We start from the raw sequence: 12820 nt of genomic DNA, 5'->3' as shown, positions 1-12820 counted from the left end.
GTCCGGGCGCGCATCCATGGCAGTCAAATGTGATGCAGGCGTTATCTCCGAAGGGTGTTACACGAGTGACGGATGGGGCTACTGTCGTAACAAGGTGCATATCGGGCTACGAGCGAACCGTCAAGGGGCGTCCGAAACTGCACCTCACTGCATGGCAGCAACGGTGCTGTTTATAAGGGGGCATGTATGTGGGAGAAGCCAGGGGCCGGCCAGGTCCGCACGGGACGGGTGTCTGCACTGCTCGGCCGTATTGGCGGCCGCGGCGGTGCACTCCGTCCGCACTACAGGGTGGGCGAGGTGCTGATCGGGGATGATCCGTTTACGGGCCGGCGGCACGGCCGGCTGGCCGTTGTGAACAGGAACTCCGTGGGACTGGAAGTCCAGAACCGGATCTACTTCTACGACCACCGCCAGGTCCGGCGGCCCGGCTAAGCCCCAGCGCCCCGGAAGGCCTAGGAATCCTGCCGGAGCCGTTCTTCCACGTCCGCCGCGGAAGGATAGGCCGCCTGGGTGCCCTTGGCCGTGGTGGCCAGCGCGGCCGCCACGGACGCGAACGCCGCGGCCTCGGCGAGCGCATCGCCCGCGGCAAGCCGGACAGCGACGGCACCGGTAAATGCGTCCCCGGCGCCGGTGGTGTCCACGGCCTTAACGGTGGTGGGGGCAACCCGGGTCACCGCCGGCGGTTTGGCCAGGGAATCCAGCACCACGGAGCCTGCCCCGCCGAGGGTCAGCAGGACACGGCGCACACCGTGGTCCGCAAAGCGCAGCCGGACGTCCTCCCACTCGGACAGCGGCGCCTCAGGGCCGGGCATGCCGGCGCCGCCAAGGAACAGCGCAGCCTCGTGCGCGTTCACCAGCAGCACATCGGTCAGCCCGGCCAGGGCTGCGGGGATCTGCGCATACGGCGAGAGGTTCAGGAGCACTGTTGCGCCGGCGTCGTGCGCTGCCTGCGCGGCGGCCGTCACGGTCTGCAGCTGCACCTCAAGGCACAGGCTCACGACGGCGGCACCCGCCATGGCGTCCGACGCGCCTGCCACGTCGGCCGGCACCAGCGTCCCGTTGGCGCCGGCGGAAATGATGATGTTGTTCTCGCCGCCGGCGTCCACCGCGATGACGGCCACACCGGTGGGCTCCTGCGACATGCGGACATGCCGCACGTCCACGCCCGCGCCCGCGACGGACTCCCGGAGCATGGCGCCGTTGGCGTCGTCCCCCACAGCCCCCACCAGCGAGACGGTACCGCCCAGCCGGCCGGCAGCCACGGCCTGGTTGGCGCTTTTGCCGCCGGGATTCACGGCGAATCCGTTGCCGTGGACGGTCTCCCCGGGGGCCGGCAGCCGTTCACAGTAGATGGTCAGGTCCGCATTCAGGGACCCGACGACGACGATCCGGCCGGGGGCCTGCACTGCGGAACTCATTCGGCCACCTCAGCCTCAACGGGCTTGGGAATCAGCAGCGAGGCAGCAAACGCGGCCACCGTCAGCGCCAGGCCCACCAGCACAACGGTGAGGTAGGACGCCTTCGCGTCCGCCAGGCCGGCGGTGGCCACCAGCACGGCGGGAAGCACCAGGAAGCTGAGCCCGGCGCCGAGATTGAACGCGCCGGCGTTCATGCCGGGAAGGAACCCGGGGTTGCCTGCCGGGGAGAGGACCACACCAAGACCGTTGAGCATGATGTTGACCGTACCGGCGTACATAATGCCCAGCAACACCGTGCCCACAATCATCATGGGCAGGCTGCCCAAGCCCAGGAAAGCGATGATGGCCAGCGCCGCCACGCTGCCCAGCAGCCCGATCCGGAGCACCCTGGTGTAGCCCAGGACGGGGGCCAGCCGGCCACTGAGCGGACCCACCAGCCAGCCCAGCAGGGCGTACGGGGTGAGGATCAGCAGCGACATTTCGGTGGGGCCCACGCCGAAGCCCGGCCCGGCGGCCTGCACATAGGCGGGGACAATGCCGTTGATCACGGCGAAGATGCCGGTCATGGTGAGGGTGGTGGTGAGCAGCGGCGCCCAGGTGGAGCGCTGGCGCAGGTGCACCGTTTCCACCATGGGCTGGCTGGTCCGCTGTTCCGTGCGCCAGAAGGCATAAAACGCAGCGGCGGAGACCAGCACCAAGGCCAGGCTCAGCACCAGCGTGCCACTGGAGAAGGCACCCACCAGTTTGGCGCCCTCATTCAGGGCTGTGAGCAGCGCGCCCACGGCCACCACGATGAAGAACACACCCAGCCAGTCCATCCGGGTACCGGCCGCGGGCTTGCTTTCGGTAGCCAGGAAGGCGATCAGTGCGGTGGCCGCCAGGGCCAGGACCACCATCAGCCAGAAGATGCTGCGGAAGCCGAAGTGCTCGGCGAAGTAGCCGCCCACAAACGAGTCCACGCCGGCCACGCCGCCGTTGACGGCTGTGATCAGCCCCATCAGGGTGCCGTATTTACGCGGGTTGCTGACGGCGGAGCGCAGCATGATCAGGCAGAGCGGCACGGTGGGTCCGCTGATGCCCTGGATGATGCGGCCCACGAAGAGCCAGGTGACGTCCGGGGCCAGGGCGGCGATGACGGACCCTGCGGCCATCAGCACCATCATGCCCACCAGGACCTTCTTCCGGCCGATGATGTCAGAGAGCCGCGGCAGGAACAGGGAGAACAGGGCGGCGGCGGTGAAGAACCAGGTCTGGGACAGGCCGATGACTGCCTGGTTGGTGTTGAGCTCCTCGCCCATGGTCACCAGGGCGGGGCTGAGCATGGAGGCGTTGAGCTGGAAGGCCACGCAGGCGGCCAGCAGGGCTGTCATCAGGGCGGCGATGTTGCCGCGGCCCGTGACGGGGGCGGTGAGGGTGGCAGACATTTACTTTCCCCCTGCGGTGGCGAGGTCCGCGGTGGACTGGCTGCCGCCGTCGTGCGGGTCCCCGATCCGGACCAGCGCATCGGTGACGAGGTCCCAGAACCTGGCGTGGTCCAGGTCAACGGCCACGCTGGTGGTGCAGTCCGCCGGCGCGGGGGCGCGGAAGTCCGCCACGGTCATGCCCAGGGTGAGTGCGCCCTGGAGTTCGATGTTGACCGGGACCTTGCGGGTGGTGACGATGCTGGGGTCGATCACGTACGCCACGGCGCAGGGATCGTGGACCGGCGGGAAGTCGAAGCCCTGGGCGTCCTTGTAGGTGGCGGCGAAGAAGTCCATCAGTTCACGGACAAAGCGGGCCGGACCCGTGCCGATGGCGTCGATCCGCTCCACCACGTCCGTGGTGGCCAGGGCCTGGTGCGTGAGGTCCAGCCCCACCATCACCACGGGCCACTTCTCGTTAAACACAATGTGCGCGGCTTCTGGGTCGATGATGATGTTGAACTCGGCCACGGCGCTCCAGTTGCCCACGTGGTAGCCGCCGCCCATCAGGACAACTTCCTTGACGCGTTCCACGATGCGGGGTTCCTTGCGGGCCGCCATGGCGATGTTGGTCAGGCCGGCGGTGGGGACCAGGGTGACGGTGCCCGGCTCGTGTGCCATGACGGTGTCAATGATGAGGTCGACGGCGTGGCGCGGGTCCAGTTCGATGGTGGACTCCGGCAGGGCGGGGCCGTCCATGCCGGATTCGCCGTGGATGTCCGGCGCGGTTTCGATGCTGCGGACCAGGGGGCGGTCGCAGCCGGCGGCGAAAGGCACGCCGGTGATGCCCGCAATGGTGCCCACGGCGAGGGCGTTGCGGGTGACCTTTGCCAGGGTCTGGTTGCCCACCACGGTGGTCACGGCCAGCAGATCGATGGCCGGGCTGCCGTGCGCCAGCAGCAGGGCCACCGCGTCGTCATGGCCGGGGTCGCAGTCCAGGATGATTTTCCGGGGGGCGGTGGGCTGGGGGTTGGGTTCCACGATCGTTCTCCACGTCATTGGGGCCTGCCGGGGCAGGGTACTGAAGCATTCCAGAAGCGATCATGACACCTGCCTCCGGTTTACGTCAAACGCTTAACGCTGGTCTGTGCGGCATGCGCGTCAAACGCTTAATGCATTGCGGTGGCTGGCGGGGGCTGTTGCCGACTACGATCGAGGGATGGATTCGGCAGAGCAGGTGCAGCAACCCGCGCGGCCGCGCCGGATCACTGCCGCCATGGTGGCGGAGCGGGCGGGGGTTTCGGTGGCCACGGTGTCGCTGGTGGCCAACGGCAAAACCGCAGGCCGGGTTTCCGGGGACAACATCACCCGGGTCCGCGAGGCCATCTCCGAGCTGGGCTATGTGGTGGACGGGATCGGCAGTTCGCTGGCCAGGGGTGTCAGCTCGATCGTGATCCTGGTGGCCCCTGACATCTCCAACCCGTTCTTTGCAAAGGTGATCAGCGGCGTCCGCGAGTCCCTCGGTCCGGACTACCAGCTGCTGCTTTCGGTGACGGACTCGGGACGGTTCCCCAAGGCCGACGACGTGCGGCGGCTGATGTCGCTGCGTCCGGCCGGGCTCCTGGTGGACGCACCCAACGCGGACTTCCTGGCGGACCTGTCAGCAGCCGGCCCACTGGTGCTGCTGGACGCACCGGGCCTGGCGGAGTTCGCACCGGCCGTGAACCTTGACGTGGCCCATGGCGCCCGCCAGCTTGCTGCCCACCTGGCCGCCCAGGGGCACCGAAAAGTGGCCTACGTGGACAGTGTGACCGGCACGGACACGTTCGCCGTCCGGCGCAGGGCGTTCCTCACCGAGGCTGCCGCGCTGGGCATCAGCACCCCCGCGGACGGCATCATCGCCACCACCATCGACGTCGGCGCTGCCGCGGCCGCTTTCGCCACCTCGTGGACGCAGTGGCAGCGGGAGGGGGTGACCGCCGTCGTCTGCGGAACCGATACCCATGCCTACGGCGTGCTGCAGGAGGCGCGCGTGGCCGGGGTGGACATCCCCGGCGAGCTGGCCGTGGCGGGTTTTGACGACCTGCCCTACTCGGCCACCAGCAATCCCGGCCTGACCAGCGTCCATCTGCCCGCCGCACCCCTTGGACTGGAAGCCGGCGCGCAGCTGCGCCGGCTGATGCAGGGTGAGGCCCTGGTGCAGTCCGAGGTGACGCTGGAGAGCTCCCTGGTGGTGCGTGGTTCCACGTCCGCTGCCGCGGATTAACTGCACGCCGCGGCGGCGCCTTGGGATGTCACAGCCCCGCCGTAAGCTAAGACCATGCCGAGTAACTGGGAAAACCTGGACGCCACGCTCCGCGAATCCGTGGAACAGAACGTGGAGATCTACACGCGCGTCCGGCCGGCCCTGAAACTGGTCACCAGGGATGTCCTGCTGACCCTCCGCGACATGCTCAAGGACACGGACGTCACACCGCTGTTCGTCACCGGGCGGACCAAAACGGTGGCGTCGTTCCGGGAGAAGATCTCGCGGATTGAGGAGCCGCTGGAGCCTGGCGGCCCGCCCGTCCTGAAGTTCCCGGACCCGTTCCGCACCCTGAACGACATGGTGGGCATCCGGGTGATCACCAAGCTGCCGGCGGAGAATGCCGCGGTGGCCAACCTGATCAAGCGCCAGCGCCAGCTGTTTGATTGCCGCGGCGACCGGGAAAAGGACATCGGCTCCATTGAGTCCGGCACCTACGGCTATTCCAGCCGGCACCTGATCCTGCGGACCATCCAGAACGAGTCCGTCAAGGAATACCAGCAGGCATTCAACCCGGAAGCCCAGCCCAACGGCAGCTACTTCTTCGAATGCCAAATCCGCACCGTCTTCGCCCACGCCTGGAGCGAGATCGAGCACGACATCCGCTTCAAGGCGGAGGATCCGCGCGCGTGGACGCCGCAGTTCGACCGGCAGTTCACGGCCACGGCAGCCATGCTGGAAACCGTGGAGACAGCGTTCTCGGAGCTCAACGAGAGCTACGAGCAGGTCCGCAGCTTCTGGGACCTGGAGGGCGAAGGGGCTGCCCCGCTGACGCCCAACCGGATCCGCGACGTGTGGCGTACGCTGTTGCCGCACGTGGACCGCAAGGTGGACGACGACTGGGGCTGGGCCGCCGAACTGATGGCAGCGCACGGGCTCAACCAGACTGTCCAGCTGGCGGGGCTGCTGAGCGCCAACCGGATCACCGAGGTCCGCAAAGCCCTTGACCACCGCTACTCCCCCGGTCCGGACCGGCTGCTGGATGACCTGCTGCTTTGGCAGTACGGCACCAAGCACATCGACCTCACCGCGGAATCACCGGACACCATCCCCCACCCGCGGCGCGACAGCCTCCAGCGCCGGCTCAAGCAAATCGAACGGTACCGGCTCACGCAGGCCTAGAAACCTGCGGGATCCGCCTCGGGACCCACCGGCATCCTCCGGATCAAGGCCGCATGCCGCCCGTCCATGCGGGCGTGCGGGTGCGTCCCCGCGCGCCAATGCGTTCAGTGGGATGCACGGGCACGAAAAAACTCTGGACACCCAACCGGTCCTGCCCTACACTTCACTGATATATCTCTCTAGGTAATTTAAACATATCAATTCTCGCCGCATCGCCGGCCGAACTGCCGGTACGCACCCACGAAGTGCAAATCGTCGACGGCAACACCAAGGTCACCGCACCGGACGAGGCCCCCAACCTCCCGTCCGCGCCGACCTCCGAGGGCCTGCCAGACCGCACGCCCATGCCTCTCCGAGCAAAAGGACCCGCTCATGGCTTTTGATAGTGACTTAAAATCCCATCCGCCCGAGGAGTTTCCTGCCGATACCACGCCGGCAAAATCCTCCCGCCGCGAAGAACGCGAAATTTCCCGCACAACCCCGCCGGCAGTTGCTGTCTCCAGCGAAGCAGACACCAACCCCGCTGTCCTCGACCCGGAGGAAGTCGCGACCACCCTGCCGGAAGCCGGCGAGTACGCGCAGATCATGGAGGAGCTGCGCAGCGCCAGGACTGAGCGGGCCGTTGCGGACCGCCGCAACCATAAACTCACCCTGGATAAGGTCACTTTTGGCATCACGGGCGCGATTGCGATTGCGTTTGTGGTCTGGGGCTTTGTGGGGCGGGACAGCCTGTCCGCCAGCTCAACGAGCGCCCTGAACTGGGTGATGGAGTACACCGGGTGGCTCTTTATGCTCCTGGCCTCCCTGTTCGTCGTCTTCGTCCTGTGGCTCGCGATGGGCAAATTCGGGAACATCCCCCTGGGCAAGGACGGGGAGAAACCCGAATTCCGGACCGTGTCCTGGGTCGCCATGATGTTCGCCGCCGGCATGGGCATCGGCCTGATGTTCTACGGCGTCGCCGAACCGCTCTACCACTACGTCTCGCCCCCGCCCGGGACCGTGGACGGCCGCACCCCCGCCGCCATCCAGACCGCCATGGCCACCTCAATCTTCCACTGGACCCTGCACCCCTGGGCCATGTACGCAGTGGTCGGCATCGCCATGGCCTACGGCACCTACCGCCTGGGCCGCCGGCAACTGATCTCCGTCGCCTTCACCTCACTCTTCGGCGTCAGGGTCGTCGAAGGCCCCGTCGGTAAATTCATCAACATCCTCGCCATCTTCGCCACCCTCTTCGGCACCGCCGCGTCCCTGGGCCTGGGCGCCCTGCAAATCGGCAGCGGCATGACCTCCAACGGCTGGTTCGGACAAATCGGCACCCCCGTCCTCGTGGTCATCGTCGCCATCCTGACCCTGTGCTTCGTCGCCTCCGCCGTCTCCGGCATCAGCCGCGGCATCCAATGGCTCTCCAACATCAACATGATCCTCGCCGTCGTCCTGGCACTCATCGTGTTCCTCGTCGGACCCACCCTGTTCATCCTGAACCTCATCCCCTCCGCCGTCGGCGACTACGTCCGGGACCTCGCCGAAATGTCCTCCCGCACCGAAGCCGTCGGCGATGACGCCCTGCGCACCTGGCTCTCCGGCTGGACCATCTTCTACTGGGCCTGGTGGATCTCCTGGACACCCTTCGTAGGCCTCTTCATCGCCCGCATCAGCCGCGGCCGCACCATCCGCCAATTCGTCACCGGCGTCCTCCTGGTCCCCAGCGTCGTCAGCGTCATCTGGTTCGCCATCTTCGGCGGCGCCGCCATCAACATCCAACAACAAGCCGACACAAACAACACCCCCGGCCTGGTCACCATGGTCAACGGCAGCCCCTCCATCAACTTCGACGGCTCCCTCTTCGACCTCGTCAAAAACCTCAGCATGCCCGACTGGGCCACCGCCGCCGTCATCATCCTCGCCATGGTCCTCGTGGCAATCTTCTTCATCACCGGCGCCGACGCAGCCTCCATCGTCATGGGATCCCTCAGCTCCAACGGCGCCGAACACCCCCGCCGACCCATCGTCATCTTCTGGGGCTGCCTCACCGGCGCCGTCGCAGCCGTCATGCTCCTCGCCGGCGGCGACGTCCCCTCCGAAGCCCTCGCCGGACTCCAACGCATCACCATCGTCGCAGCACTACCCTTCGTCATCGTCATGCTCCTCCTCTGCATAGCCCTCGCCAAAGACCTCCGCCGCGACCCCCTCTCCCTCCACCGCCGCCTCGCCACCTCCGTCGTCGAACGCGCCATCCGCACCGGCGTCGAACAACACCGCGGCATCCAATTCGACCTCGTCACCCGCCACGAATGCGGCGAAAACTGCCCCGAGACTGACTGCCAGGGCGGAACTCCCACGGGGAGCATCCCTGCAGTGGGCACCCAGTCCGGAACCGGTCAGCAAAACAGTCAGTAACACCCCAGGCGGCACACGGCTTCCCCCGGCCCGTGCCGCCTGGACCCACCCTCCCCATCCCCAGCAAAGGCAAACCCCATGTCCCAGCTCAACGTCCCCGAACAGGTTCTCCGGGTCAGCACCGACGGAAAAGACTTCGTCGACGTCCGGTTGGAGTCCGCAACTCCCGTGACCGTCCGCCTGCAGCTCGATGGCGGCTGCAACTGCCAGCACACCACCGGGACCCGTCCCGGCTCGTACGTCGACAGCGATCTCGGTTCCCGCTTTTCCCGTCAGCCTTAAGAGTTCTCCACTGAGCGGTCCAGGGCACTCCAGTCCTGGACCGCTCAGCCGTGCCCTCAATTCGGCACGGCTGACCAGGGCCTAGTTTTCGTCTTCCGGCCGGGCGGTGAGGATCCGGTTGGCTGTGACCTGGAGGATTCCGAGGGACTCCTGGATCAGGGGCGAGGCGATGCTGCCCTTGCGGACCGCGGCGATGATGCGGCGCACGGGTTTCCCCTTGCCGGTAATCCGCAGCCGGGTCACATTTTCTGCGTTGCGCAGGGGTGCCAGCCGCGGCAGCAGCCCCACACCCAGGCCCGCGCCCACAAAAGCGATCTGGGTTTCCCATTCCACGGCCTCATGGGCAATCCGTGGGGTCACCCCCACCGCGGTGAATGCCGCGGTGAACAGGGCGTGGTACGTGGAACCTGCGGCCTCGGTGATCCACGGCTCGGACGCAAGTTCTTCGAGCGTCACCGTTTCCCGCGACGCCAACGGATGGGTGGAAGGGACGATCACGTCCAGCGGATCGTCGAGCAGGACGGTCTGCTCGAAACGCGGATCGTCCTCACCGTATGTGTCGGCTTGCATCGCCACTATGACGGCCAGATCGATCCGCTCCGCAACCAGCAAGTCGAAGCACCGGGACGGGTTGGCCTCGAGGACCTGCACCTCCAGCAGGGGGCGGGTGGAGCGCAGCGTGGCGGCCAGCGGCGCAAGCAACTGGGCTGCCGCCGTCGAGAATCCGCCGAGTCCAAAACGACTTGGTATCTGGTCGCCGGCCTCCATGGCGGCAGCCCGCAAAGCCTCCCATTCCGCAATGATTGCGTCGGATCCCGCCACCAGATAGCGGCCCGTGGCGGTCAGCCGCACCCCCCTGCCGTCCTTCGTCAGCAGCTGCATGCCAAGCACCCGCTGGAGCTCCCGCAATTGCGCGGACACGGCAGAAGGCGAGTAGCCCGTGAGCTCCGCGGTTGCCCCTACGGTGCCGCAGCGGGCGAACACACGAAGGGTGATGAGCCTTGGATCGATCATGCACCCATTGTGCACGGTCCCCTCCAGAATCTTGCGCTTTTGTAGCAGGTCGATGATCCCTAATCTCGTGATTACACGCTTTTGAAAACGCCGGTTGGCGCCATCCACCCCGCGGCTCTAACAAACCGCACCTTTACCCAGCCTTCCCCGGAGGAAACACATGACTGCTCCTGTGAGCCTGCCCCTCAATTCCCGCGGAAAACTCGCATCGTCCTTGCCTGCAGCGCAGCTGGCGGAGATCACCGAGTTGTTCGAGTTCCGGCGCACGGGATACTCCCTCGACGCCCCGTTCTACACAGACCCGACGATTTTCAACATTGACATGCAGGCCATTTTCGGCCAGCACTGGATCTTTGCAGCCAGCGTCGCCGAGCTGCCGGAGCCGGGCGACTACGTCACCGTCGACTACGGCCCCTACTCGCTGATCGTGCTCCGCAATGACGACGGCGGCGTGAACGTGCTGCACAACGTGTGCCGCCACCGCGGCGCCCGCGTCCTGACCGAACCCGCCGGCACCACGGGGAACCTGGTGTGCGGCTACCACTCCTGGACCTACGCCCCCAGCGGCGACCTGATCCACGCCTCCGCACCGGGCGAAACGAAGTTCGACAAGGGCTGCTTCGGCCTCAAACGCGCCCACAGCCGCGAGTTCGCGGGACTCATCTTCGTCTGCATCGCCGATGAACCCCCGACTGATTTCGACGAAACCGGGAAAATCTTCGAGCCCTACCTCGCGCCCCACGATCTGGCGAAGACGAAAATCGCCTACCAGCAGAACATCATCGAAGAGGGCAACTGGAAGCTCGTCATGGAGAACAACCGTGAGTGCTACCACTGTGACGGCCACCCGGAACTCGCCTGCTCCCTCTTCCCCACCTGGGGCCTGACCGAAGGCCTGATCCCGGCGCACCTCGAGGAAGTCTGGGACCGCAACAAGGAAGCCCAGTCCTCCCTGGAGGAGCGTTGCCGCCGGTACGGCCTGCCCTACGAGGTCGTCGAGGAACTCGATACCCGCATCGCGGGAATCCGCATCTCCCGGGAATCGCTCGACGGCGAAGGCGAGTCCTTCTCGCCCGACGGCCGCCGGCTCTCCAAGAAGCTGCTGGGCGACCTCCGGGACTTCCGCCTGGGCCGCTGCTCGATGCACCTGCAGCCCAACAGCTGGTTCCACTTCCAGAGCGACCATGTCATCACGTTCGGTGTCTTCCCGGTCAACGAGCACCAGACGCTGGTGCGCACCACCTGGCTCGTCGCTGACGACGCCGTGGAAGGCGTTGACTACGACCTGGCGAAACTCACCTACACCTGGGAGCAGACCAACCTGCAGGACAAGGCGTTTGTGGAACTGTGCCAGAAGGGTGCCGGCAGCCCCGCCTACCAGCCTGGCCCGTACATGAAGAGCGAATACCAGGTCGAGGCATTCATCAACTGGTACGTGCAGCGTGTTCAGGAGCACTTGGCATGATTGAGCTCCTCCCTGAGGCGGCCATTCAGGAACCACAGCGTATTCGCGGTCTTGAAATGCCGTGGAACAGGGTGATGGGAACCACCGACGGACCCGCTGGAGCCGCCCGCGCCCTGGGCCCGTGGCATCCCCAGGAGTTCATGGCCGAATGCGTCGAGACCGTTCCCGAGGCGGGCGGCATGATGACCTTCGTGTTCCGCCGCTGCGACGGTGCGCCCCTGGCGTTCCGCGCGGGCCAGTACGTGAACATCGCCTTCCCCGTGAACGGTGCGGACCAGGACCCGGTGGACCGCAGCTACTCGCTGTCCAGTTCGCCCACGGAACCGTGGACCTTCAACATCACCGTCAAAGCCGACCCCACCGGGCTGGTTTCACCGTGGGTGCACGAAAACGTCAAACCCGGCACCGTCCTGGACATGCTGGGACCCGTTGGCGCCTTCCACCTGCCCGACGCCGACCGGCGGGCCAGGTACCTGCTGCTCGCCGCCGGCGCAGGCATCACGCCCATCATGTCGATGCTGCGGACCATCCACTCGCTGCCCGGACATGCCGACGTTGTGGTGCTGTACCACGGCGCGGAGGCCGGCGGCTTTGCCTTCCACCGGGAGCTGGCCTACATCGCCTCCGTGGACTCCCGCGTCAAGATCTTCTACTCGCTGGGCGACCGCAACAAGCCGGAGGGCTGGGAAGGGCTCAGCGGACGGCTGACAGCGGCAATGCTCGACGAGGTGGCACCCGACGCCAACGGCCGGCAGGTCTACGCCTGCGGTCCCGAGGGTTACCTGAACACGGCCACCGAGCTTCTGGGCAAGGTGGGCGTGGATGACACCTCCATCTACATGGAGTTCTTCACGGGGGATCGCCAGACCCTCCTCGAATACCAGGCGGAGCTCGCGCTGGCGGCGGACATCGCGGAGGAAATCGCGGAGGAAATCGCCGATTCCGCCGAGGTCTACTACGAGGGCCAGCCCGCGGCATTCGGACTCTACGAACCCGGCTACGACGCCGATGGCACCCTGGAGGCCACGGGGCTGCAGCTGGAAACCGTGGACCGGGACGGGGCCTCGACGAACGACGGCGGCGCCAGCCAGGAACCGCAGGCCGCGTCACCTGACGCCTCAAGCTTCGACACCGTGGGAACCGGCAGCCTCACCCTGTCCTTCATGCGCACCGGCATCAACGTCCGGATCGACCCCACCGAGCACATCCTGGGGGTGGCCCAGCGGGCCGGGGTCAGGATCGGCGCGAACTGCAAGGAAGGCATGTGCGGGTCCTGCAAGGTGGTCAAACTTTCAGGGGAAGTGGAGATGAACCACCAGGGCGGCATCCGGGCCCGTGAAATCGATGCCGGCAAGTTCCTGCCCTGCTGCTCCACCGCGCAGACCGACATGGTGATCGATGCCTAGCCGTTCCC

Annotated in this window: 11 protein-coding genes; 7 read left to right on the top strand and 4 right to left on the bottom strand. The window is 66.5% G+C overall.

Annotation, left to right across the window (positions count from 1 at the left end):
* Positions 1-186: 186 nt before the first annotated feature.
* Positions 187-432 (top strand): hypothetical protein, encoded by a 246-nt coding sequence (locus ACRB8A_RS00825; RefSeq protein ID WP_432245384.1) that lies wholly within the window; start codon positions 187-189, stop codon positions 430-432.
* A gap of 20 nt (positions 433-452) precedes the next feature.
* Here ACRB8A_RS00825 and ACRB8A_RS00820 read toward each other — a convergent pair whose 3' ends face one another.
* Genes ACRB8A_RS00820 through ACRB8A_RS00810 form a run of 3 tightly spaced genes read right to left on the bottom strand, consistent with a single transcriptional unit; the run spans position 453 to position 3877 of the window.
* A complete protein-coding gene (locus tag ACRB8A_RS00820) occupies positions 453-1418 on the bottom strand; it encodes a ribokinase (protein ID WP_432245383.1) in 966 nt (321 codons plus the stop codon).
* Positions 1415-2842 carry an MFS transporter gene (locus ACRB8A_RS00815; protein ID WP_285241178.1) on the bottom strand — a complete coding sequence of 476 codons (1428 nt, stop codon included), beginning with the start codon at positions 2840-2842 and terminating at the stop codon, positions 1415-1417. Before ACRB8A_RS00815 ends, ACRB8A_RS00820 begins: the two co-directional genes overlap by 4 nt.
* The gene (locus tag ACRB8A_RS00810; protein WP_285241179.1) at positions 2843-3877 is read right to left on the bottom strand and encodes a nucleoside hydrolase; all 1035 of its coding nucleotides are present in this window, start codon (positions 3875-3877) and stop codon (positions 2843-2845) included.
* Between the two features lie 160 nt (positions 3878-4037).
* Between ACRB8A_RS00810 and ACRB8A_RS00805 the strand changes: the two genes are divergently transcribed.
* The 4 genes from ACRB8A_RS00805 (at position 4038) to ACRB8A_RS00790 (ending at position 8927) form a co-directional block, all read left to right on the top strand.
* Entirely contained in the window at positions 4038-5084 is a 1047-nt protein-coding gene (locus tag ACRB8A_RS00805; RefSeq protein WP_285241180.1) for a LacI family DNA-binding transcriptional regulator, read from the top strand.
* Between the two features lie 54 nt (positions 5085-5138).
* Positions 5139-6245, top strand: coding sequence for a GTP pyrophosphokinase (locus ACRB8A_RS00800; RefSeq protein WP_056600131.1), 1107 nt, complete (start codon positions 5139-5141; stop codon positions 6243-6245).
* A 372-nt stretch (positions 6246-6617) separates the two neighbouring features.
* Positions 6618-8645, top strand: a complete 2028-nt coding sequence (locus ACRB8A_RS00795) for a BCCT family transporter (protein ID WP_285241181.1) — start codon at positions 6618-6620, stop codon at positions 8643-8645.
* Positions 8646-8723: 78 nt separating this feature from the next.
* Positions 8724-8927: a hypothetical protein gene (locus ACRB8A_RS00790; RefSeq protein ID WP_050687663.1), complete on the top strand. Its 204-nt coding sequence runs from the start codon at positions 8724-8726 to the stop codon at positions 8925-8927.
* An 81-nt stretch (positions 8928-9008) separates the two neighbouring features.
* Here the strand turns inward: ACRB8A_RS00790 and ACRB8A_RS00785 are convergent, their stop codons facing one another.
* The gene (locus tag ACRB8A_RS00785; protein WP_285241182.1) at positions 9009-9941 is read right to left on the bottom strand and encodes a LysR family transcriptional regulator; all 933 of its coding nucleotides are present in this window, start codon (positions 9939-9941) and stop codon (positions 9009-9011) included.
* A gap of 160 nt (positions 9942-10101) precedes the next feature.
* Here ACRB8A_RS00785 and ACRB8A_RS00780 point away from each other — a divergent pair, with 160 nt between their 5' ends.
* On the top strand, positions 10102-11406 hold the full coding sequence (locus ACRB8A_RS00780) for an aromatic ring-hydroxylating oxygenase subunit alpha (protein ID WP_050687667.1): 1305 nt from the start codon (positions 10102-10104) through the stop codon (positions 11404-11406).
* Positions 11403-12812 (top strand): ferredoxin reductase, encoded by a 1410-nt coding sequence (locus ACRB8A_RS00775; RefSeq protein ID WP_285241183.1) that lies wholly within the window; start codon positions 11403-11405, stop codon positions 12810-12812. The genes ACRB8A_RS00780 and ACRB8A_RS00775 overlap by 4 nt, the downstream gene beginning before the upstream one ends.
* Positions 12813-12820 lie beyond the last annotated feature (8 nt).

The organism is Arthrobacter sp. G.S.26 (genome assembly GCF_050847375.1).
In the GTDB taxonomy this organism is placed as follows: Bacteria; Actinomycetota; Actinomycetes; order Actinomycetales; family Micrococcaceae; genus Arthrobacter.
Note: the sequence above shows the minus strand (reverse complement) of the source record. Positions and strands in the feature narration are given on the sequence as shown.